Consider the following 21,226-nt stretch of genomic DNA (forward strand, 5'->3'; position numbering starts at 1 on the left):
GCCCGCACTCCACGCTGAATTATCAGACACCGTCTGAATTTGCAGCGGGCTGGAGAAAGGGTCATTCTGAGAATGAAGATTCCGACGTTACTAACTGAGTGTTGTATCTAATCGTGGGGGCAGGTCAATGTAGCCAGTACATAACCACAGAATAATATATGTAGCATGTAAATAATAAACTTGCCCATAGCATTTGCCGAGACGGTTAAAAAAAGAGTCTATGAATATAGCGCTCTTAATAGAATAACAAACAACAATGGCTAATAATGCATTTAAGAATTTATTGCGCCTTGCTTATTTTCGTAATAAACGAGTTAGCGGCTTCATGCCAGTACCATACACTCCACCGCTAACTCTCTCTTAACTCACACTTTCAAAACACCGGCACCCCCAGCCCAACCTTCACCTCCCTCAATGTCTCCTGCGTCACCCCCTGCGCCCGTTCCGTGCCGCGCTTCAGCATCGCCATCAATTCCCCCTTGTCCTGCATATACATCGCCCTCCGCTCCCGCATCGGCGCAATCAGCTCCTGCAAACACCCCTCCAGCTCGTTCTTGCAAACCCGGTCCCCAAGCCCGCCTAACTGATAGTGCGCCTTCATCGCCGCCACTTTCTCCTTGTCCGGATGAAACGCGTCGAGGTACGTAAACACCACGTTCCCCTCAATCTGCCCCGGGTCGCTCACCTTCAGGTGGTTCGGGTCGGTGTACATGGCGCTGACCGCACGGTGAATGGTCTCTTCACTGGCCGAAAGGTGCAGCGTGTTGCCCAGCGATTTCGACATCTTGGCGCTGCCGTCGATGCCGGGCAGGCGGCTGGTGTCGCTCAGCATCGCCTTGCAGTGGCGCAGCACCGGGGCGGGCAGCAGGCTGTTCATCTTGTGCACAATCTCGTTGGTCTGCTCAATCATCGGCAGCTGGTCGTCGCCGACGGGCACGCACTCGGCCTTGAACGCGGTGATGTCCGCTGCCTGGCTGATGGGGTAGGCCATAAACCCGACCGGCAGCGAGCGGGCGAAGCCCTTCTGCGCAATCTCGTTTTTCACCGTCGGGTTACGCTCCACGCGGGCGACGGTGACGATGTTCATATACAGCATCGTCAGCTCGGCGAGGGCGGGCAGGGCAGACTGCAGGCAGATCGTGGTCAGGTTCGGGTCGATACCGGCGGCGAGGTAGTCGGCCAGCACTTCGGGGATGTTATCGCGGATCTTCTGCGGGTTGCTGCCGTTATCGGTGAGCCCCTGAAGGTCGGCAATCAGCACAAACTGGCTGTGCGTCTGCTGGAGCGCCACGCGCTGGCGCAGCGATCCGACGAAATGGCCAAGATGCAGCGGGCCGGTTGGGCGGTCGCCGGTGAGGATGGTTGGTGCGTTCATAAAGACTCCTTAACGTTGTAATGCCGAAAGGGGTCTTAGATGTGAGAAAGCCGCCTTTCGGCGGCTATCTGAAAATGGGGAAAACTACTCCGTGCCGCCTTTACGAAGGCAGCCACCAGCGGTTTACGGTGAGCACGGCGTGGTTTATGTTCATCTCTTTACCGTATCACGTCCGGCGCGAAAAACAAAAGGGCACGTCATGCTGCAATCTCTCAACCACCTGACCCTCGCGGTCAGCGACCTGCAAAAAAGCGTCACCTTCTGGCACGCGCTGCTGGGCCTGACGCTGCACGCCCGCTGGAATACCGGGGCCTATCTCACCTGCGGCGATCTGTGGGTCTGCCTGTCGTACGACGAGGCGCGCCGGTACGTGCCGCCGCAGGAGAGCGACTACACCCACTACGCGTTTACCGTCACGGAAGAAGATTTTGGGCCATTCTCGCACAGGCTGGAGCAGGCGGGCGTCACCGTTTGGAAGCAGAACAAAAGCGAGGGAGCGTCGTACTATTTTCTCGACCCGGACGGGCACAAGCTGGAGCTGCACGTGGGCAGCCTCGCCGCGCGGCTGGCGGCGTGTCGCGAGAAGCCCTACGCGGGGATGGTGTTTACCTCAGACGTGGCTTGAGGCGCGCACCTTCAGCCTGCCCGCCAGCGTCACGTGCGTGGCGGCATCTTCCTGATTGCACAGGTACTCCACCGCCAGCCGTCCCAGCTCGCTGTAGGGCAGCTGGATACTGGTCAGCGGCGGGGTGAGCTGCTCGGAGATCTTCTGGTCGTCGTAGCCCGCCAGCAGCATGTCCTGCGGGATGCGCACGCCGTTCACCGCCAGCGCCTGATAGCAGCCAATCGCCAGCCAGTCGCTGGCGCAGAAGATGGCGTCCGGGCGCTCGGCCAGTTCCAGCAGAGAGGTCGTCGCGGTAAAGGACTCGCTGAACTGCCAGTTGGTCTGGCGCACCAGGCCGTCGTCGCACGCGAGTCCGGCCTGCTGTAATGCCGCCTGGTAGCCCGCCAGACGCTGGCGCGAGGCCTCCATCCAGCTCTCCCCGGTGATGTGGGCGATGCGCGTGGCCCCGCAGGCGATGAGGTGTTTAGTGACCTGGAAGGCGTTGGCGTAGTCGTCCGGGATAAACGACGGCAGCAGCGGCGAGCCGGGGTCGCGCTGGTTGAGCAGCACCAGCGGGATGCGGGTGCAGTCCTGGAAGGCCGTCATGTCCACCAGCGTGGTGACCGGTGAGGCGAGGACAATCCCGATGCAGTTGCGCTTCTCCAGCTGGCGGATGATGTTCAGCGCCAGCTCGATGTCGTCGCCGTAGTCGTAGACGGTGAGCAGAGTCTCGTTGCGCCACGACGCTTCCCGCGCCTGGCTGATGGCGTCGATAAACGGGTCGAAGCTCTGCATGGAGCTCACCAGCAGGGCGATCTCTTCCTGGTTGCGCGGGGCGTGTACGGCGGGGAGGCGGTCGTAGCCGAGCTCGGTAGCCACGTTAATCACCCGCTGGCGGGTATCGTCGCTGAGCTTGATGTTGCGGGACTGGTTAAGCACCAGCGATACCGTCGCCTGCGACACCCCTGCCGCCCGCGCAATATCGTTCATCGTCACTTTCGTTTTTCGCTTCATCCGTCCTCTCCCTTTCGCGAATTCGCATCATACCCTAACCGCACGCTTTAGCGCCGTCGATCACGTTTCTCATTCATCGAAGCGTGAACTTTGTGAGGGCCGTCGCTTTTCTAAACGCCGTGATTTGCGCATTTATCCTGCAACTAATATTTATTAGCTAAATATTATCAGTAAGAGGACGCGTAATGAAAGAGCAGTGGAGCAGGGAGCAGGCACAGGCGTGGTATCAGCAAAAAGGCTGGCTGTGCGGGTTTAACTATCTGCCGTCGACGGCGGTGAACTGGACCGATATCTGGCAGGCAGAGACCTTCGACGCCGGGACGATTGACCGCGAGCTGGGCTGGGCGGCGGAGGCGGGCTACAACACCCTGCGCATCAACCTGCCGTTTATCGTCTGGGAGCACGACCGCGACGGGCTGATGGCGCGCATCGACCGCTTTTTGACGATTGCCGACGGCCGCGGCTTCAGCACCATGCTGACCCTGATGGACGACTGCGGTTTCTCCGGCGACGAGCCGTACCTCGGCCCGCAAAAGCCGCCGGTACCGGGCAAGCACAACAGCCAGGCGGCGGCGAGCCCGGGGCGCGACAAGGTGTGCGATCCCGACTGCTGGGCAGACATTGAACGCTATATCCGCGACGTTGTACGCCAGTACCGCGACGACAGGCGCGTGCTGCTGTGGGATCTCTACAACGAGCCGGGCAACCGCGGCATTTTCGCCACCGGCACGCAGGAAGTGCAGTACGACGCGAAGCTGGAGACCTGCGCCCACGCGCTGATGAAGCTGGCGTTCCAGTGGGTGCGTGAAGAAGACCCAACCCAGCCGCTCACCGTCTGCGCGTGGCGTCTGCCGCCGGAAGAGGAGGGCGAGACGTTCTTTCAGCATCCGCTGGACCAGACCGCGCTGGCGCTCTCGGACGTGGTGAGCTTCCACGCCTACACCCACACTGGCCGCATGACGGCGATTATCCAGCAGCTGCAACAGCTCGGACGACCGATGTTCTGTACCGAATGGCTGGCGCGCCACGTGGGCAGCACCATCGAGGAGCAGCTTCCGCTGATGTACGCGGCGAAGGTCGCACCGTATCAGTGGGGGCTGGTGCGCGGCAAAACCCAGACGTGGCTGCCGTGGCCGGTGGTGATGAAGGAGTCCACGGACTACTGCCGCCTCTGGTTCCACGACGTGTTCGAGGAGAACGGTATTCCGTTCTCGCGCCGTGAAATCGCCCTGATGCAGCAGTTGCGCAAGATCGCCCCGCAGGCGCAGGACTAATAATATCGACCCGGCGGCCGACCGCCGGGCAACCAGGCAGGCATATAACAATGGCAATGACAATGAAAATACCGTCTCGCGAGCTGTGGTCTTATTTTGGCTATGGTTTAGGTCAGTGTTTTAGCTTTGGTTTAGTGGGTTCGTTTATTAACTATTTTTACACCGACGTGCTGGGGATCTCGGCGCTGGCGGCCAGTACCATCTTCCTGATTGCCCGCGCGTGGGACGCGGTTCACGATCCGCTGTTTGCCAGTATTATGGATACCATTAACAGCCGGTTCGGCAAGTTTCGCCACTTTTTGCTGATCGCGCCGCTGCTGATCACCGGCGTCACGCTGCTGTCGTTCTATAAAATCGAAGCGGACATGACCACCAAAATCCTCTACGCCGGGGTGACGTATATCCTGTGGGGGACGCTGTACGCCATCTCCGATATCCCGTTCTGGTCGATGTCGTCGGTGATGACCAACGACTCCGGCCAGCGCACCCGCGCGGTGACGGCGGCGATGCTCGGGGTGAACGCGGGCATTGCCTGCGCCAACATCTTCTTCCCGAAGCTGGCGGCGTTCTTCGCCCAGTACAGCAACGATAAAGGCTACTTTATGGCGGCGCTGGTGATGATGCTGGTGGGCCTGCCGCTGATGCTTAACGGCTTTATGCAGATCAAAGAGCGCGTGCCGCCGAGTCCGGAAAAGGTGACCATCCGCGACACCTTCCACAACCTGCGCCAGAACAAGCCGCTGTTTATCGTCTTGCTGTCGTTCTTTTTCTGCGTGTTCCACAACGTGGCGGGCGGGCTGTATATCTACTTCTTTATCAATAATCTGGGCGACGGCAGCCTGCAGATGGCGATTGGCGTGATGGGAATAGTCGCGGCGGTGCTGTGCCTGGTCGCCCCGATGCTGACGCGCCGGATGCAGAAGCGGAAGCTGTTTATGATCCTCTGCGGGCTGGACGTGGCGGTGCGCGTGGTGATGTGGTTTGTCGGGTATCAGCAGGTGACGATGCTGTTTATTCTGCTCGGCCTGAGCACGCTGTTCGTGATGATGACCAACATCCTCACCTCGTCGATGATTGCCGACACCATCGAGTACGCGGAGTACCACACCCACAAGCGCTGCGCGGCGATCACCTTCTCCGGGCAGACCTTTACCGGCAAGATGTCGGTGGCGGTGGGCGGCGGGTTAATCGGCGTGTTTCTGACGATGATCGGCTACGTGCCGCAGGCGCAAATTCAGAGCCAAGGCGTGCTGTCGGGGCTGTTCTTCGGGATTTGTCTGCTGCCGGCGATTGGCTCGCTGATCCGCATGGGCTTTATGTCGCGCTTTACCTTTACCGAGGAGAAGCACGCGGAGATTTGTCGGCTGCTGGCGGAGCGGAACGCGTCTGCGAAAGCGCCGGGTGGCGGCTGCGCCTTACCCGGCCTACAGGACCAGCCCTTGTAGGCCTGATAAGCGAAGCGCCATCAGGCTTCGCTTTTAAAGACTTACAGCGCCTTCACAAACGCCAGCAGATCTTCGTTGAGCTGATCCTGGTGGGTCAGCGCGAAGCCGTGCGGCGCGTTGTCGTACACCTTCAGCGTGGCGTTTTTGATCATCTCTGCCGCCAGCTTGCCGGTGCTTTCAAACGGCACGATCTGGTCGTTGCTGCCGTGGATCACCAGCGTCGGCACGTCGATTTTCGCCATATCCGGGCGGAAGTCGGTTTCGCCGAACGCGGTCACGCAGTCGATGGTGCCCTTTAGCGACGCCAGCAGGGCGATGTTCAGCGTCTGGGTCAGGGCACCGGCGGAAACGGTCTGTCCGGCGTTGATGCCGTAGAACGGGGTGGCGAAGTCGCTGATGAACTGGGCGCGATCTTTGCGCAGCCCGTCGCGAATGCCGTCGAACACGCTCTGATCCACGCCCTGCGGGAAGGAGTCGGATTTGCCGAAGATTGGCGTCACCGCGCCCAGCAGCGCCAGACCGGCCACGCGCGCGCTGCCGTAGTTGTTGATGTAGCGGGTCACGTCGCCGCCGCCCATGGAGAAGCCCACCAGCGTAACGTCCTGGAGGTCCAGGGTGGTGATCAGGTCGTTGATGTCGGACGCAAAGGTGTCGTAGTCGTAGCCGTTCCACGGCTGATCCGAGCGGCCAAAGCCGCGGCGGTCAAAGGCGATGGCGCGGAAGCCGCGCTCGGCCAGGTAGTTCAGCTGGCTGTCCCACATGTCGCCGTCCAGCGGCCAGCCGTGGCTGAACAGAACCGGTTTGCCCGCGCCGCCTTCTTTGTAGTAAATCTGCGTGCCGTCTTTTGCCTTAAACGTTGCCATAGTGTGTTCCTGTACAGGTGATGGTTAGGGTTATACCGGCGCGACCAGATAACGAATTGCCGGTGATGTTGTGCCCTGATGAAAAGCCAGAACGCGGCTCTGCAGCAGGAGGTCATTCATGGTGTGGCGCTCCTGCTGGCGCAGATGCTCAATCCAGGAGCCCATCAGGAAGGTCTCGATAAACAGGCCGGGGCGCTCAATATCTTCGTATACCGCCCAGCTCATCGCCCCGGCGCGGCGTCGCACCCGGCGCAGCTCGTGGACCGCCTCCAGGAAGGCTTTTGCGTTGTGCGGGTCGATGATGTACTCGTGCGAGACCAGCACCGGGCCACGTTCGTTGGGCAGCTCAATCTCCACGCCGTCCAGCGGCTGGCCGCTCAGGTCGAGGTTTAAATCAGGATCTTTCTCCAGCTTCCAGCGGAACACGGTGGCGCTCGCCAGCACCATCCCCAGCGTGGCGACCACCAGCGCGGTCGGGGTGCCGAACCGGGAGGCAATCTGCCCCCAGATGGCGCTGCCCGTGGTCATCGAGCCGAAGAACACCGTCAGGTAGACCGCCAGCGCGCGGGCCTTCACCCAGCGGGCGGCGCTGCGCTGGGCGCCGAGGTTCAGCGTCGAGAGCACCGCAATCCACGCGAAGCCGGTGAAGAACTCAAACAGGTTGAGCAGCCAGACGTGGCGCACAAACGCCAGCGCCAGCATGGTAAGGGCAAAGACCAGGCTCGCGGCTACCATCAGACGGTCGGCGTTCAGCCGCTGGCGCAGGCGCGGCAGCAGGATGGCCCCGGCAATGGCGCCCAGGCCAATGCACGCCAGCATCACGCCGTAGCCCGCCGGGCCTAAACCCAGCTCGCGGCGCGCCACCAGCGGCAGCAGCGCCCAGCCCGCGCTGCCGAAAACGAAGAACGCCACGGTGCGCACCAGTACGTTGCGCAGCACCGGGGCGGCGTGCACGTAGCGGATGCCGGTGCGCACCGCCGAGAAAAAGTGCTCCGGCGGCAGACGCTGAATGGACGGGGCCGGACGCCAGCGCCACAGCACCCACGCCACGCCCACCACGGACAGCGCGTTCAGGGCAAACACCATCCACGGCCCGGCGAGCGACAGCAGGAAACCGCCCAGCGCGGGGCCAATCGCCCGGCTGATGTTCACCCCGAGCGAGTTCAGCGCCACGGCGGCGCCCAGCTCCGGCTTGCTCACCAGATCGGGCACCACGGCCTGGAACGGCGGCGAGCTCATCGCCGCCCCCACGCTCAGCAGAAACGTCGCCACCAGCAGCACGGTGGGGGTGACGTGTCCGGTGAAGGAGAGCGCCGTCAGCCCGGCGGCGGCGATGAATACCCACAGCTGGGAGAAGAGCAGGTATTTACGTCGGTCGACGATGTCCGCCATCACCCCGGACGGCAGGGCGAAGAGGAACATCGGCAGGCTGCTGGCCGCCTGCACCAGCGCGATATCCAGCGGATCGGCGCTCAGGGTCAGCATGCTCCAGTTGATGCCGACGTCGCTCATCCATGAGCCGACGTTAGAGACCACCGTGGCGATCCACAGCATGCGGAACACCGGCTGGCTCAGCGGCTGCCACGGCGAAACCGTCGGTGCGGGCGTCGTCTCGACGTGTGCGTCGCGAACGTCGTTAACCTGGGTCATGCGAACCTCTCCGTTGCCCTACGCTGCAGCCGCCACTGGCCCGGCCCGGTGAGGGCGAGAGTGGTGAAGATAATCAGCAGCAGCCAGCCAAACTGCCCTTCGGCAATCGACCAGTTCGGGTGGACCGCCAGCATCGCCACCAGCAGCACGGCGATGATCGGCAGGCACGCCAGGCGGGTGTAGACGCCCGCAATGATCAACAGCGGGCAAACCACCTCGGCAACAATCGCCGGGATCAGGCTGGCGTAAGGCCCGAAGCCGAACGGATCTTCAATGCGCGTCAGCTCTTCGCTGAAGTGCAGCACCTTCGGCAGGCCGTGCACGTAGAGCAGCAGCAGGCTGCCGGTCAGGCGCAGGAAGAACAGCCCCAGGTCGACCCGGGGCGGAGCAAAGGTGTTTTTCATCAGAATGCAAAGCAGCTGCAGCCCAGCGCCCCCCAGAAAGCGTTATCGTCGGACACCGGCATCGCTGACGTGCGGGCGAAGTCATGCTGGTGGCTGTGAACCCCGCACGGGCCGCTGCAGTGGTGAACCATACTCATGCCGACGCGTGCGGCCTGCGGCGGCGCGCTGCGGTAGTGACCCGGCACCTTGACCACCGGGGACCACTCGGGCAGGACTGGGATGGCCGGCGGCGCGAGCGGGCCAAAGCTGCCCGCGGCGTAAACGATATCGCCGTTGACCACCGTCAGGACGGACTCGATGCCCTTGATCTCCTCTTCCGGCACGCGGAAGTAGTCTTTGCTCAGCACCGCCAGGTCCGCGAGCTGGCCGACCTTGATCTGCCCCTTCAGGTTTTGCTCGCTGGAGAACCACGCGCTGCCCTGGGTCCAGAGCATCAGGGCGGTATCGCGATCCAGACGGGCGCTGTGATCGTACATCTGCATCCCGCCGACGGTGCGGCCGGAGACCAGCCAGTAGAGCGCGGTCCACGGGTTGTAGCTCGCCACGCGGGTGGCATCGGTGCCTAAGCCCACCGGCACGCCGGTCTCGAGCATTTTCGCCACCGGCGGCGTGTGGCGGGTGGCTTCGATGCCGTAACGCTCGGCAAAGTACTCCCCTTGGAAGGCCATGCGGTGCTGCACGGCAATGCCGCCGCCCAGTTCTTTGATGCGGTCGATGTTGGCCTGGGTGACGGTTTCCGCATGGTCGAAGAACCAGTGCAGGCCGTTGAACGGAATGTCGCGGTTCACCTTCTCGAAGACGTCCAGCATGCGGCTGATGGATTCGTTATAGGTGGCGTGCAGGCGGAACGGCCAGCGGTGTTCCACCAGATGGCGCACCACGCGCTCCAGCTCGTCCTCCATGCCCGGCGCGAGGTCCGGGCGCGGCTCGAGGAAATCTTCAAAATCGGCGGCAGAGAAGACCAGCATCTCGCCCGCGCCGTTGTGGCGGAAGAAGTCGCTGCCCTGGCCCGGCGTGAGCATGTCGGTCCATTTTTCAAAGTCTTCCAGCTCGTGGCCCGGACGCTGGGTAAACAGGTTGTAGGCGATGCGGATGGTCATCTGCTTTTTCTCGTGCAGCTCGGCGATCACCTCGTAATCTTCCGGGTAGTTCTGGAAGCCGCCGCCCGCGTCGATGGCGCTGGTCAGCCCCAGACGGTTGAGCTCGCGCATGAACTGGCGGGTGGAGTTGACCTGCTGCTCCAGCGGCAGCTTCGGCCCTTTGGCCAGCGTGGCGTAGAGGATCATGGCGTTCGGACGGGCAATCAGCATCCCGGTCGGGTTGCCGTTGGCGTCGCGCTGGATCTCGCCGCCCGGCGGGTTTGGCGTGTCTTTGGTGTAGCCGACCACCTTCAGCGCGGCGCGGTTGAGCAGGGCGCGGTCGTACAGGTGCAGGATGAAGACCGGGGTATCCGGCGCGGCGTCGTTAATTTCGTCCAGGGTTGGCATGCGGCGCTCGGCAAACTGGAACTCGGTCCAGCCGCCCACCACGCGCACCCACTGCGGCGACGGGGTGCGCAGGGCCTGCTCTTTCAGCATCCGCAGGGCGTCGGCCAGGGAGGGCACGCCTTCCCAGCGCAGCTCGAGGTTGTAGTTCAGCCCGCCGCGGATCAGGTGCAGATGCGAGTCGTTCAGGCCGGGGATGGCGGTGTGGCCTTTTAAGTCGACCACTTTGGTGCCGTCGCCGTGGTGCTGCATCACCTCGGCGACGGTACCCACTTCCAGAAATTTTCCGTCGCGCACGGCAACGGCTTCCGCGACGGGATTCTCGCGATCGACGGTGTGAAACTGGCCGTTAACCAGAATGAGATCGGCTTTACCGAGGGTAACCATAACTGCTCCTGACTGAGAGGGGAATGGTCAGGATTATGGGAACCGGTTTCGGCAAAGATCCAGTTATACAATAGGATAGGTATACCAAAGTATAACTATACCTAAGGTTAACTATACGAAGAGATAATTACGCGCGGAGAGAGAAAACCGCAGGATGAAGGTGACTTTATCGTCGCGGCGCTCGCGGCGATTTCTACCCTTAACCACTGGAAAATGCTATGACCTCTTCAAAGCTCGAAGTGTTAACCCCTGCGAACTGTCAGATCATCTTTATCGATCACCAGCCACAGATGGCGTTTGGCGTGCAGTCGATTGACCGTCAGGTGCTGAAAAACAACACTGTGGCGCTGGCGAAAGCGGCTAAGGTGTTCAACATCCCGACCATCATCACCACCGTTGAGACCGAAAGCTTCTCCGGTAACACCTATCCGGAGCTGCTGGACGTGTTCCCGGGCCAGGACATCCTGGAGCGTACCTCCATGAACTCCTGGGACGACCAGAAGGTGCGCGACGCGCTGAAGGCCAACGGCAAGAAGAAGGTGGTGGTGGCCGGTCTGTGGACCGAAGTGTGCAACAACAGCTTTGCCCTGTGCGCGATGCTGGAAGGCGACTACGAAATTTATATGGTGGCGGACGCGTCCGGCGGCACCTCCAAAGAAGCCCACGACTACGCGATGCAGCGCATGATCCAGGCGGGCGTGATCCCGGTGACCTGGCAGCAGGTGATGCTGGAGTGGCAGCGCGACTGGGCGCGGAAAGAGACCTACACCGCGGTGATGGACATCGTGCGCGAGCACTCCGGCGCGTACGGCATGGGCGTGGATTACGCCTACACCATGGTGCACAAAGCGCCGTCTCGCCAGAAGAGCGAGCACCGTACTTTAGCGCCGGTCCCGGCTCGCTAAGTCCCGCTGGCGGGCTGGTCCCTCATCCGGCTCGCCGCTGTCTCTTTCTCTGGAGTTCACGATGAGTACTGGGCTGATATCCCTTGCGGCAGGCGTGTTGATTGGCCTGATGTATGCCGTGCTGAAGGTGCGCTCCCCCGCGCCGCCCGCGCTGGCGCTGATTGGCCTGCTGGGGATGCTGGCGGGTGAACAGGCGACGCGCCATCTCTTATCCCGCGACGGCGCGCCGCCGCCTCAGGCGATCGTTCCGCAGGCCAGTTCGCAGACGGGAGCGTCGTCATGAAAGCATGGATAATTTCGCTGGTGTGCGGCGTGGGTGCTGGGGTAATTTACGCTCTGCTCGACGTCCATTCCCCGGCGCCGCCGGTTGTCGCCCTGCTTGGCCTGTTTGGCATGCTGGTGGGTGAACAGCTCATCCCGGTGGGACGGCGTTTACTGAGTCGCGAACCGCTTACCCTCGCCTGGTTTCGTCACGAATGCGTACCGAAAATCAGCGGCACGGCGCCCCCTGCGCCCGCGAAGGATACCCGCGACGTTAAATGACTGGTTAGAGGAAGAACAGCATGACGCTGCCGTGGCGCATTGCCATCATTGATGACGAACGTTCCGTCCGCAGCGGGTTGAGTAATCTCCTGGAGTCGGAAGGCTATTCGACCGATACGTTTGATTCGGCAGAGGTATTTCTGAGCCATCCGCTCGCCCTGTCCGGCGCGGCGCTGGTGATCACCGATATCAAGCTGCGGGGCATGAGCGGCCTTGAGCTGTTTGACAAGCTGCGGCTGCTGGCCGTACCGCCGCCGCCCGTGCTCTTTATCTCCGGTCATGCTGATGAAAATATGCAGCGGTACGCTCTCGGTCTGGGCGCCGCTGCTTTTTTGCGTAAGCCCATTAACATCGATATTCTGCTGGATCATATCCAGCGGGAGCTGGCCCGCCGACAATAAGGATCGCGGATGAACGAAAACGAGCAGCCTGCATTCTGGCCCGCCCAGGGGAATCTTCACCAGGGGCGGGTTTTTGTCCTTAAAGAGGATGTGATTTTTACCGTGCTGGCGCAGGAGGGCGGAATCGCCTGGATGCACGCGCGACATCCTCATTCCGGCGGCTCGTTCATTATCGCCACCGCGGTCAGCGACGAAGAGGAAGAGCGTGCCACCCGGCTGCTGAAAAACGAGTTTGCGCTGCGCGATATGCTGCAGGACAGCTGGGCCATTCGCGCCGTCGCCTCCACCCAGTACCGGGGACGCTTCGCGCTGGTGTACGCCCCGTTTTCCTTTGAGCTGCTGGCGCGGCGCGCGGGCAGGGCGATCTCGGGGATCGCGCGCTTTATCGAGCTGGCGATCCAGATCTGCGTCCCTCTGCGCCAGATGCATCTGCAAAACCTGATCCACGGCGATATCAAGCCCGGCAGCATTTTTGTTCAGCACGATGCCACCTGCCGTCTGGGCAGCTTTGGCCTCTCCTGCACGCTCTCCGATGCTTTCTCCCAGACCCGGCTTGCGGTTTCAGGCGGTACGCCTGCGTGGATGTCGCCGGAACACACCTCCCGCACCCAGCGTCCCGTGGATAACCGCAGCGATCTCTACAGCCTCGGCATGGTGCTGTATGAACTCCTGACCGGCCGCCTGCCGTTTGAGCTGGGAGAGGACGACCAGACCAACTGGGCGCATTACCACATCGCCTCGGCGCCGCTGGCCCCGGACGCGATACGCCCGGACGTGCCGGGGATGCTGTCGACCATCATCCTGAAGCTGCTGGAAAAGCACCCCGATAACCGCTACCAGACGGTCGACGGGCTGATTGCCGACCTCCGCCGCTGCCAGGCGACGCTGACCTGCGAGGGCGACATCGTCGCCTTTACCCCCGGCCAGCAGGACCGCACCCCGGCGATCCATCTGGCGGACTCCCTGTTCGCGACCCATCCGCAGGCGAACGACGTCATTGCCGCGTTTGAGCGGGTGGGGCAGAACCGCGTGCCGGAGCTGGTGACCATCGGCGGGCCGTCGGGGATCGGCAAATCCTCGATCATTGCGACGGCGCTTAAAACGCTGCAGCAGCGCACGGTGCTGCTGGCGGTGGGCAAAGTCGATCAGTTTTCACCGTCGCTGCCCTACGGCGTATTAAGCTCCGCGTTCCGCACCCTGACGCTCCACCTGCTGGGGCTGCCGGCAGACGAGGTGGCGAAGTGGAAAATCCGCCTCTCGCGCGCCCTTGAAGGCTATGAAGAACTGGCCGTCAGCCTGGTGCCCGAGCTGGGCCTGCTGCTTGAGAGCAAGCCGCGCTTCTCGGCGGATACGTTTTCTATTGATGCCCGGGCGCGCTTCAGCCATATGGTGCTGGCGCTGGTGAAAACCTTTGCCTCGCAGGGCTGCCCGCTGGTGCTGGTGCTGGACGATCTTCAGTGGAGCGACGCCGCCAGCCTGCAAACGCTCAACGCGCTGCTGGTGAACTGCGGCGCCATCCCGCTGCTGGTGGTTGTCGCTCACCGCGATATCGGCTCGTTGTCCGACCCCACGCTGCAACAGCAGCTGGCGAGCCTGCCGGAGGCGGCACAGGACGCGAGCGAGATTGTCCCGCAGGCGCTCTCGGTTAAAGCCGTGGCGCGCTGGCTGGCAACGGTGTTTCGCACCCGCAGCGCGGCGACGACCGACCTTGCCACCCTGATCCACGAGAAGACGGGCGGCAACCCGCTTTTTGTGCATGAATTTTTCCGCCGCATCGTCGACGACGGGCTGGTGGTGCATAACAAATACCAGGACAAGTGGCACTACGATCTGCAGGCGATCCGCGCCCGGCATTACACCGAAAACGTCGTCACCCTGGTGCTGGAGCAGCTCGAAGAGCTGCCCGACGAGACGCGCCGCCTGCTGGGCAGCATCGCCTGCCTCGGCGGCACGGGAGAGATGGAGATGATGTGCCGCGTGGTCGGCCTGTCGATGGCGGAAATGCGCTATGCGCTGCACCCGGCGGTGATGGCGCAGCTTATCGTGCTGACGGAGAAAGCGTACTCCTTTACCCACGACCGGGTGCAGGAGGCCGCCTTTGCGCTGCTGGATCGGCATGAGAAAAGCCATCTTCACCTGACCACCGCCAGCCTGCTGGCCGACGCCGCGCGCCAGGCGGCGGGGAATGAGCTGCTGTTCCGCGCCGTACATCACGTCACGGCCGCGCTGGACAGCATCCAGCCCGCTCCGCAGCGCCAGAGGTTCCGCGAGCTGAGCCTGCTGGCCGCGCGACGCGCGAAGCGTTCGGGAGATTATCTTTCGGCGCTGAGCTATATCCAGACCGCCCGAGCGCTGGGCAACGCCGGGACGGTGTCGGACTTTATGCTCGATATCGAAGAGGCGGACTGCGAGTTTGCGCTGGGGCACCTGGAGCGGACCCGCGAGCTGTGTGACGCCATCCTCGGCTGCCCCGGCGGGCTGACCGAAAAAGCGCTGGCGGCCAACCTGCTGGTGGAAGTCTACATTCGTCAGTCGGACAGCCGTCTGGCGCTGGAGGCGGCGCTCTGCTGGCTGGGGGTGTTTGGCATCCAGATTGGCCGCTATCCGGAAGATGCCGACTGCGACGAGGCCTGGGAACGCTTTTGCAACCGCGCAAATGACGCGCCGCAACATCTCTTTGCCCCGCTCTCGCGGATGGAGAACCCGGAAACGGAAGCGGTGATGAACCTGCTCTACAGCGCCAGCATTTGCGCCAGCTTCATCTGCCCGCGCCTGCACTTTTTACTGCTCTGCCGCATGATGCACCTGACCCTCGATCACGGCATCACCGGCGCCTCCACCACGGCGATGGCCTGGTTTGGCGTGCTGATGGGCCACCGCTACGCCGAGTATCGCCTCGGGTTTCAGTACGGCACGCTGGCCCGCGAGCTGGTGACCCGCCACGGCTACGATGCCTTTGAAGCCAAGACCCTGCTGCCGCTCGACCAGCTCAGCGTCTGGACCCAGCCTTTGTCGTTCACCATCGAGTGCGCGAAAGCCTGCTTCAGCGCGGCGGTCACCCACGGGGATATGACGATGGCCTGCTTTGCGGCCTGCCACCAGGTGATCAACTTCCTCTCCCGGGGCGATCACCTGGACGGGGTGATGACCAGCATCGATCGCGGCCTGGCGTTCGTGCGTAAAACCCACTTCCAGGACGTGGAAAGCATTTTGATGGTGCAGCGCGGCTACGTTGAGTTCCTGCGCACGCCGGTCATCGGCACCTGGACCGCGTCGCAGGTCTTGCCCGAGGCGCTGCTTCCCGCGTCGCCGGAGCAGGCCCCGGAGCAGACCTCCACCATGCTGTTCTGGTACTGGCTCTATCGCGGCATGGCGCACTTTACCTGCGGCGAGTACGCCGACGCGCAGGCGGATCTGGAGATGGCGGGGTGGTACGCGTGGTCCGCGCCGGGGCACATCCATCTGCTGGATTACCATCTCTACAGCGCGCTGGCGCTTTCGCGTCAGCTGACGCCGGAGACCTTCTCGGCGAACCACCGCCGCAGCATTCACGCCCACTACGACAAAATCGCCCTCTGGGCGCGCATTAATCCCGGCACGTTCGCGGATAAAGAGGCGCTGATCTACGCCGAAATCGTGCGTCTGGACGGGATGAACAGCATCGCGCTTGAGCAGTACGAGAAGGCGGTCCGGCTCTCCCGCGAGGGCGGATTTAATCCGATTAATGCCCTGGCCCACGAGCTGGCGGGCCGCTTTGCGCTGGCCTGCGGCTATCCAACCGCCTCAGACGCACACTTCCGCGGCGCAATTGCCGCCTGGGGCCGGGCGGGCGCGCAGGCCAAGGTGCGCCAGATGGAGCAGGATTTCCCGCACCTGCTGGCCTCCGGGCAGGCGAGCGCCTATGACACGGTAGCGTTCGCCCAGAACGAGACCATCCGCGATCTGCAGAGCGTCATCAAAGCCTCCCGCGCGCTGTCGGAAGAGATCAACCTTGAGCGCTTAATCGAAAACCTGATGACGATCCTCCTCGAACGCGCCGGGGCGCAGCGCGGCCTGCTGCTTCGCGTGAGCGATAGCCTGATTCCGGAGATCGAGGCCAGCGCCTGGACCAGCACCGACGGCGTGCGGGTGCGGATCCTGAAAGACGTGCCGACGGCGACCGACCTGCCGCTGTCGGTACTCGCGGCGGTGATCCGCACCGGGCAGGAGATCCGCACCGGCAGGCCGGAGGAGTTTCACCCCTTCAGTCAGGACCCCTATCTGGTGACCTCGGGAGCGGCCGTTATGTGCGTCCCGATGTTCAAACAGGCGCGGCTGGTGGGCGTGCTGTACCTGGAAAACCGGCTGATGCCGGAAGTGTTTACCGCCGAGCACTCGCGCGTGGTCAGCCTGCTGGGCGCGCAGGCGGCGGTCTCCCTGGAGACGGCGCGGCTGTACGCCGAGCTGCTGGCGGAGAACATCCAGCGCCGCCGGGTGGAGAAAGAGCTGCGCGCCAGCCAGACCTCGCTGATGCTGGGTGAGCAGATCAGCCACACAGGCAGCTGGCGCTGGGAGCTGGAGCAGGATCTGATGTTTGTCTCGGACGAGTACGCCCGCATTCTCGGCCTGCCCGAGCAGCAAAAGACGATCTCCATGGCGGAGTTTTTGACCTTCGTCCATGAGGACGATTACGCCCGCATCAGCGCCATTGTTACCCAAAGCGTGCGCGACGGGCTCTCGATGCGCGCGGAGTTTCGCGTTAAGCGTCCCGACGGCTCAACGCGCTACATCCTCGGCATTGGCGATCCGGTGGGCGTGGGCAGCGAGGTGAACGAGTATTACGGCATCATCACCGATATCACCAGCCAGCGCGCCGCGGAGGATGCCATGCGGGTGGCGCAGGCGGATCTGGCGCGGGTGTCCCGGGCCACCACCGTCGGACAGCTGACCTCCTCCATCGCCCATGAGATCAACCAGCCGCTGATGTCGATCGTCTCGAACGCCGGAGCGAGCCTGCGCTGGCTCAACCGCGAGCCCGCCCGGCTGGATAAAGTGCGGGAAGGGCTGGAGGAGATCGCCGCCGAAGGCGCGCGGGCGGGGGAGATCATTCGCAGCATTCAGTCCCTGACGCGCAAGCAGGATCCCACCTTCTCGCGCATCGACATGCACTCCCTGATCCACCATATCATCACGCTTTCGCGCAGCGAGCTGGAGCAGCGACACATAAGCGTTGATTATCTGTTGAACGCCAGCGACAGCTTTATCACCGGCGATAGCGTGCAGATCCAGCAGGTGCTGTTGAATCTGGTGATGAACGCGGTAGAGGCGATGGCCGAGGTGAAGGAGCGTGCCAGCACCATCACCCTCAGCACCAGCAACACGGACGGGAAGGTGATCGTTGAGATCGCCGACACCGGCAGCGGCATTGAGCCCGAGCGGCTGGAGCAGATTTTTGACTCGTTCTATTCCACCAAGCCGCAGGGAATGGGGATGGGGCTGACCATCAGCGCCAGCATTATCGAGCGCCACTGCGGGAAGCTAAGCGCGCGCCGCCGGGAGCCGCACGGCACGGAATTTGCCTTCGCGCTGCCGCTGGCCGCGCAGGAAGCGTAAACGTTACTCCGCGGGCTGGCTTTTGGTCAGGCGCTCAACGGCCCTGACCAGCTCGGCCACGGAGCGCACCTGCATTTTTTCCATCACGCGGCGGCGGTGCACCTTCACCGTGATCTCGCTGACGCCCAGCTCGGCGGCAATTTGCTTGTTCAGCATGCCGCTTATCGCCAGCGTCAGCACCTCGTGCTCGCGCGGCGTGAGGGACATGTGGCGCTGCTTCAGGGCGTAGTGCTCTTTATTGCGCTCGGCGTTGTTTTCCGCCAGCTGCAGTGCGGATTCGATGGCGTCGATCAGCGCGTTAGATTCGACGGGCTTGGTGAGGAATTCGTACGCGCCGCCTTTGATGGCGCGCACCGACATCGGGATGGTGCCGTGGCCGGTGAGGAAAATAATCGGGATTTCGCGCCCGCTTTCCTTGAGGGCGTCTGCTACCTCAAAACCCGAAATGGCGGGCATTTGCATATCGAGGATCACGCACGACGGCAGATCCTCAAAGCGGTATTGCAGAAACGCTTCTGCCGATGAAAAGCCGATGGCGTTCAGGCCTGCCGAGTCCAGCAGCCCGATCACGGACTGTCTGACGGCGTCATCGTCATCTACCACATACACAATGTGTTCCATTCACCGCCCCGGTGCTGATTGACATGTCGAGGATGCAAACAGTCACTACGGCGACGTAAGAGACTGTTTATGCTGCCTTTCATCTTAACACATTAACTATCATTATCATTTAACAATATGATAACCGTATGAAGTATAGCGAGCCGGGGCGGGGGCGGTGAAGGAACGAAACGCTGTTTTTATGCACCGACAAGCTCAATGCGGTTGCCGTCCGGGTCCGCGATCACCGCCTCATAAAAGCCGTCTCCGGTCAGGCGCGGAGCGCTGAGCAGCGTGCCGTTGGCCTGGGCTTGCTCGGCCATGCTGTCCACTTTTGCCTTGCTGCCGACGTTGATGGCGATATGCGCCCAGCCGATAAACTCCGGGTGCAGCGGGGCGTCGGGCAGCTCCGGCAGCGTCATGAGCTCGATGGTCGGACCGTCATCCAGCGTAATAAAGTGTGATTCAAACCCCGGACGATTTTTACTGACGTAGCGTTCGTTACTGCGGCCATTAAAAACCGTTTCCCAGAACTGAACCTGGGCGTTCAGGCTGCGGGTCCAGAGTGCAACATGGGCAATATGCATAAGTTCCCTCGTGATGTGTCGGTGAGGACTTTCACCGGTAAAACAGGCTACACTCTGGTTTTGAGCGCGACAAGCTGAGGAAAAGACAATGCACTACACACTGAAAGAAAGCGACAAGGATAAAGCGGAAGGGTCAAACGGCGCGGGCGCTCTGCAGCAAAAACTGCTGGAGTCCCGTTCGATTGTGATCTCCGGTGAGATCAACCAGGAGCTGGCGCAGAAAGTGATCACCCAGATGATCCTGCTGCAAAGCGTCAGCAACGATCCGATCAAGCTGTACATCAACAGCCAGGGCGGCCATGTGGAAGCGGGCGACACCATCCACGACTTCATCAAATTCATTCGCCCGGAAGTGCACGTCATCGGCACCGGCTGGGTGGCGAGCGCCGGGATCACCATCTTCCTGGCCGCGAAAAAAGAGCACCGCTACTCGCTGCCAAATACCCGCTTTATGATCCACCAGCCGCTGGGCGGCGTGCGCGGTCAGGCGACGGATATTGAGATCGAAGCGCGCGAGATCATCCGCATGCTGGATCGCGTGAACAAGCTGATCGCTGACGCCACCGGCCAGCCGCTGGAAAAAGTGAAAAAAGACACCGACCGCAACTTCTGGATGTCCCCGGCGGAAGCGCTGGACTACGGCATCGTGGGCAAGCTGATCACCCATTATGACGAGCTGAAGCTGGACTAAGTTTTTACCGCCGTGTACGTGTCGGGTGGCGGCTACGCCTTACCCGACCTACACGCCCTCGTTTGACCCATGACAAGTTCCCCCTCTGCTTTCTTACCTATAATCGCGCCTGTTTCCCCTCTCACTGGTGCTACCCATGGCGTATCAACTGAACCTGAACTGGCCGGAATTTCTTGAGAAATACTGGCAAAACAACCCGTTGTGCTGAAAAATGCCTTCCCGAATTTTGTCGATCCGATTACCCCGGACGAGCTGGCAGGGCTGGCGATGGAGCCGGAGGTCGATAGCCGTCTGGTGAGCCATTTCAACGGCAAATGGCAGGCCAGCAATGGTCCGTTTGAGCACTTCGACGATCTGGGCGAAACCGGCTGGTCGCTGCTGGCGCAGGCGGTGAACCACTGGCATATGCCCGCCGCGGAGCTGGTGCGTCCGTTCCGCGTTCTGCCGGACTGGCGTCTGGACGATCTGATGATCTCCTTCTCCGTGCCGGGCGGCGGCGTGGGCCCGCATATCGATCAGTACGACGTGTTTATCATTCAGGGGATGGGCAGCCGCCGCTGGCGCGTGGGCGACAAGCTGCCGATGCGTCAGTTCTGCCCGCATCCGGCGCTGCTGCATGTGGATCCGTTCGAGCCGATTATTGACGAAGATCTGGCCCCGGGCGATATCCTCTACATCCCGCCTGGATTCCCGCACGACGGATTTACCCATGAAACGGCGCTCAACTACTCCGTCGGCTTCCGCGGGCCGAACGGTCGCGATCTGATCAGCAGCTTCGCCGACTACGCGCTGGAAAACGATCTGGGCGGCGAGCACTACAGCGATCCGGATCTGACCTGCCGCGAACACCCGGGCCGCGTGGAGCAGTACGAGCTCGATCGCATCCGTCAGATGATGATCGACATGATCGGCAAGCCGGATGATTTCACAAAATGGTTCGGCAGCTTTGTCTCCACGCCGCGCCACGAGCTTGATATCGCCGCCGCCGAGCCGCCGTATGCGCCGGAAGAGGTGCTGGACGCGCTGCAGGGCGGCGAAACGCTGTCTCGCCTGAGCGGGCTGCGCGTGCTGAATATCAACGGCAGCTTCTTCATCAACAGCGAACAGCTCGAGACGGTTGACGCGAAGGCGGCGGATGCGCTGTGCCGCTACACCGAACTGGGCCAGGCCGAGCTGGGCGATGCGCTGAAAAACCCGGCGTTTGTAGAAGAGCTTACCGGGCTGATTAACCAGGGATACTGGTACTTCGACGAGTAGTGACGTTTACCGTCAATACGGCCTTAGCTTTCGGGTTAAGGCCGTTTTTTTCTGCTTTCCGCTGACATGTTCTGTCATTACCTGCGGTTATTCTTGTACTACCTAAAAAGAGAAGGGTTTTCATTGCAGTTTTTTCTGCAAATGCCGTTA

The 21,226-nt window shown here is 62.0% G+C and carries 16 protein-coding genes and 2 pseudogenes; 10 read left to right on the forward strand and 8 right to left on the reverse strand.

Annotation, left to right across the window (positions count from 1 at the left end; all coding sequences use genetic code 11):
- Nucleotides 1-373 precede the first annotated feature (373 nt).
- Entirely contained in the window at nt 374-1,375 is a 1,002-nt protein-coding gene (gene trpS, locus ACHH0Z_RS10490) for a tryptophan--tRNA ligase (protein WP_045409309.1), read from the reverse strand.
- A 199-nt stretch (nt 1,376-1,574) separates the two neighbouring features.
- Here trpS and fosA point away from each other — a divergent pair, with 199 nt between their 5' ends.
- Nucleotides 1,575-2,000: a FosA/FosA2 family fosfomycin resistance glutathione transferase gene (fosA, locus tag ACHH0Z_RS10495; protein WP_045409311.1), complete on the forward strand. Its 426-nt coding sequence runs from the start codon at nt 1,575-1,577 to the stop codon at nt 1,998-2,000.
- Here the strand turns inward: fosA and ACHH0Z_RS10500 are convergent.
- Nucleotides 1,986-2,993, reverse strand: coding sequence for a LacI family DNA-binding transcriptional regulator (locus tag ACHH0Z_RS10500; RefSeq protein WP_045409312.1), 1,008 nt, complete (start codon nt 2,991-2,993; stop codon nt 1,986-1,988). The two genes, fosA and ACHH0Z_RS10500, sit on opposite strands and share 15 nt — an antisense overlap.
- Before the next feature lie 185 nt (nt 2,994-3,178).
- Here ACHH0Z_RS10500 and ACHH0Z_RS10505 point away from each other — a divergent pair, with 185 nt between their 5' ends.
- On the forward strand, nt 3,179-4,267 hold the full coding sequence (locus ACHH0Z_RS10505) for a cellulase family glycosylhydrolase (RefSeq protein WP_045409315.1): 1,089 nt from the start codon (nt 3,179-3,181) through the stop codon (nt 4,265-4,267).
- Nucleotides 4,268-4,317: 50 nt separating this feature from the next.
- Nucleotides 4,318-5,712, forward strand: coding sequence for an MFS transporter (locus tag ACHH0Z_RS10510; RefSeq protein WP_045409318.1), 1,395 nt, complete (start codon nt 4,318-4,320; stop codon nt 5,710-5,712).
- Between the two features lie 41 nt (nt 5,713-5,753).
- Here ACHH0Z_RS10510 and ACHH0Z_RS10515 read toward each other — a convergent pair whose 3' ends face one another.
- The 4 genes from ACHH0Z_RS10515 to ACHH0Z_RS10530 are packed head-to-tail and all read right to left on the reverse strand — an operon-like array spanning nt 5,754 to nt 10,500.
- Nucleotides 5,754-6,575: an alpha/beta fold hydrolase gene (locus ACHH0Z_RS10515; RefSeq protein ID WP_023324094.1), complete on the reverse strand. Its 822-nt coding sequence runs from the start codon at nt 6,573-6,575 to the stop codon at nt 5,754-5,756.
- A 30-nt stretch (nt 6,576-6,605) separates the two neighbouring features.
- Nucleotides 6,606-8,225: an MFS transporter gene (locus tag ACHH0Z_RS10520; protein WP_045409320.1), complete on the reverse strand. Its 1,620-nt coding sequence runs from the start codon at nt 8,223-8,225 to the stop codon at nt 6,606-6,608.
- Complete coding sequence (locus tag ACHH0Z_RS10525; protein ID WP_045409323.1) at nt 8,222-8,629, reverse strand: DoxX family protein; 408 nt, start codon at nt 8,627-8,629, stop codon at nt 8,222-8,224. The genes ACHH0Z_RS10520 and ACHH0Z_RS10525 overlap by 4 nt, the downstream gene beginning before the upstream one ends.
- Nucleotides 8,629-10,500, reverse strand: a complete 1,872-nt coding sequence (locus tag ACHH0Z_RS10530) for an amidohydrolase (protein WP_045409325.1) — start codon at nt 10,498-10,500, stop codon at nt 8,629-8,631. The genes ACHH0Z_RS10525 and ACHH0Z_RS10530 overlap by 1 nt, the downstream gene beginning before the upstream one ends.
- A 218-nt stretch (nt 10,501-10,718) precedes the next feature.
- On the opposite strand from ACHH0Z_RS10530, the gene ACHH0Z_RS10535 reads away from it, so the two are divergent.
- From ACHH0Z_RS10535 to ACHH0Z_RS10555, 5 genes are all read left to right on the forward strand, one after another.
- On the forward strand, nt 10,719-11,405 hold the full coding sequence (locus ACHH0Z_RS10535) for a hydrolase (RefSeq protein WP_008501349.1): 687 nt from the start codon (nt 10,719-10,721) through the stop codon (nt 11,403-11,405).
- A gap of 61 nt (nt 11,406-11,466) precedes the next feature.
- Nucleotides 11,467-11,688 (forward strand): DUF1427 family protein, encoded by a 222-nt coding sequence (locus ACHH0Z_RS10540; RefSeq protein ID WP_008501348.1) that lies wholly within the window; start codon nt 11,467-11,469, stop codon nt 11,686-11,688.
- Nucleotides 11,685-11,948 (forward strand): XapX domain-containing protein, encoded by a 264-nt coding sequence (locus tag ACHH0Z_RS10545; protein ID WP_008501347.1) that lies wholly within the window; start codon nt 11,685-11,687, stop codon nt 11,946-11,948. The genes ACHH0Z_RS10540 and ACHH0Z_RS10545 overlap by 4 nt, the downstream gene beginning before the upstream one ends.
- A 20-nt stretch (nt 11,949-11,968) precedes the next feature.
- Nucleotides 11,969-12,349 carry a response regulator transcription factor gene (locus tag ACHH0Z_RS10550; RefSeq protein ID WP_008501346.1) on the forward strand — a complete coding sequence of 127 codons (381 nt, stop codon included), beginning with the start codon at nt 11,969-11,971 and terminating at the stop codon, nt 12,347-12,349.
- Between the two features lie 9 nt (nt 12,350-12,358).
- A complete protein-coding gene (locus tag ACHH0Z_RS10555; protein ID WP_045409327.1) occupies nt 12,359-17,941 on the forward strand; it encodes an ATP-binding sensor histidine kinase in 5,583 nt (1,860 codons plus the stop codon).
- A gap of 3 nt (nt 17,942-17,944) precedes the next feature.
- Here the strand turns inward: ACHH0Z_RS10555 and ACHH0Z_RS10560 are convergent, their stop codons facing one another.
- Together ACHH0Z_RS10560 and ACHH0Z_RS10565 are read right to left on the reverse strand one after the other, a co-directional pair.
- The gene (locus ACHH0Z_RS10560) at nt 17,945-18,562 is read right to left on the reverse strand and encodes a response regulator transcription factor (RefSeq protein ID WP_021240632.1); all 618 of its coding nucleotides are present in this window, start codon (nt 18,560-18,562) and stop codon (nt 17,945-17,947) included.
- A 179-nt stretch (nt 18,563-18,741) separates the two neighbouring features.
- Nucleotides 18,742-19,128: a VOC family protein gene (locus tag ACHH0Z_RS10565; RefSeq protein ID WP_045409330.1), complete on the reverse strand. Its 387-nt coding sequence runs from the start codon at nt 19,126-19,128 to the stop codon at nt 18,742-18,744.
- A gap of 82 nt (nt 19,129-19,210) precedes the next feature.
- Here ACHH0Z_RS10565 and ACHH0Z_RS10570 point away from each other — a divergent pair.
- Nucleotides 19,211-19,819 (forward strand): annotated as a pseudogene (locus tag ACHH0Z_RS10570) (ATP-dependent Clp protease proteolytic subunit); the annotation flags it as partial.
- A 136-nt stretch (nt 19,820-19,955) separates the two neighbouring features.
- A pseudogene (locus tag ACHH0Z_RS10575) lies at nt 19,956-21,076 on the forward strand (JmjC domain-containing protein).
- Nucleotides 21,077-21,226: the final 150 nt, after the last annotated feature.

Source organism: Enterobacter cloacae complex sp. 2024EL-00227 (assembly GCF_043945315.1).
Lineage (GTDB): Bacteria > Pseudomonadota > Gammaproteobacteria > Enterobacterales > Enterobacteriaceae > Enterobacter > Enterobacter roggenkampii.

Coding starts and splice junctions, on each gene's coding strand:
- trpS (WP_045409309.1), bottom strand. CDS start 1,375: ATGAACGCACCAACCATCCTCACCGGCGACCGCCCAACCGGCCCGCTG.
- fosA (WP_045409311.1), top strand. CDS start 1,575: ATGCTGCAATCTCTCAACCACCTGACCCTCGCGGTCAGCGACCTGCAA.
- ACHH0Z_RS10500 (WP_045409312.1), bottom strand. CDS start 2,993: ATGAAGCGAAAAACGAAAGTGACGATGAACGATATTGCGCGGGCGGCA.
- ACHH0Z_RS10505 (WP_045409315.1), top strand. CDS start 3,179: ATGAAAGAGCAGTGGAGCAGGGAGCAGGCACAGGCGTGGTATCAGCAA.
- ACHH0Z_RS10510 (WP_045409318.1), top strand. CDS start 4,318: ATGGCAATGACAATGAAAATACCGTCTCGCGAGCTGTGGTCTTATTTT.
- ACHH0Z_RS10515 (WP_023324094.1), bottom strand. CDS start 6,575: ATGGCAACGTTTAAGGCAAAAGACGGCACGCAGATTTACTACAAAGAA.
- ACHH0Z_RS10520 (WP_045409320.1), bottom strand. CDS start 8,225: ATGACCCAGGTTAACGACGTTCGCGACGCACACGTCGAGACGACGCCC.
- ACHH0Z_RS10525 (WP_045409323.1), bottom strand. CDS start 8,629: ATGAAAAACACCTTTGCTCCGCCCCGGGTCGACCTGGGGCTGTTCTTC.
- ACHH0Z_RS10530 (WP_045409325.1), bottom strand. CDS start 10,500: ATGGTTACCCTCGGTAAAGCCGATCTCATTCTGGTTAACGGCCAGTTT.
- ACHH0Z_RS10535 (WP_008501349.1), top strand. CDS start 10,719: ATGACCTCTTCAAAGCTCGAAGTGTTAACCCCTGCGAACTGTCAGATC.
- ACHH0Z_RS10540 (WP_008501348.1), top strand. CDS start 11,467: ATGAGTACTGGGCTGATATCCCTTGCGGCAGGCGTGTTGATTGGCCTG.
- ACHH0Z_RS10545 (WP_008501347.1), top strand. CDS start 11,685: ATGAAAGCATGGATAATTTCGCTGGTGTGCGGCGTGGGTGCTGGGGTA.
- ACHH0Z_RS10550 (WP_008501346.1), top strand. CDS start 11,969: ATGACGCTGCCGTGGCGCATTGCCATCATTGATGACGAACGTTCCGTC.
- ACHH0Z_RS10555 (WP_045409327.1), top strand. CDS start 12,359: ATGAACGAAAACGAGCAGCCTGCATTCTGGCCCGCCCAGGGGAATCTT.
- ACHH0Z_RS10560 (WP_021240632.1), bottom strand. CDS start 18,562: ATGGAACACATTGTGTATGTGGTAGATGACGATGACGCCGTCAGACAG.
- ACHH0Z_RS10565 (WP_045409330.1), bottom strand. CDS start 19,128: ATGCATATTGCCCATGTTGCACTCTGGACCCGCAGCCTGAACGCCCAG.